The organism is Marinobacterium sedimentorum (assembly GCF_024267675.1).
Lineage (GTDB): Bacteria > Pseudomonadota > Gammaproteobacteria > Pseudomonadales > Balneatricaceae > Marinobacterium_A > Marinobacterium_A sedimentorum.
In genome coordinates this window covers 1-209 of the sequence record NZ_JALDYX010000231.1, presented here as the reverse complement: position 1 = coordinate 209, position 209 = coordinate 1, and the positions used below count along the sequence as shown (strand labels likewise).

1 protein-coding gene is annotated in these 209 nt (G+C 46.4%); it reads left to right on the top strand.

Going from position 1 to position 209, the window contains the following annotated elements:
- Nucleotides 1–209: LssY C-terminal domain-containing protein (locus tag MRS74_RS23910; protein ID WP_254582772.1), on the top strand; the 209-nt coding region annotated here is incomplete at both ends.

Genomic DNA, 209 nt, shown 5'->3' with positions numbered 1-209 from the left:
CTTTAAGGTTTTCGCTGGTCAGTCGTCGATTTACTCAGCTCAAGCCGTAAACGTGGTCTATTTGGGTGAAACTCCCAAGAACCTAATGCAGCAGCTAGGGTGGATTGAAAATAAAACATTTTCACGCAGCGAGCTTGAATTCTCCGACTACGTCAATTTGCTGAAAACCAAAACACCACCAGTCTCCGATTTGATGTGGAACGGGCGGC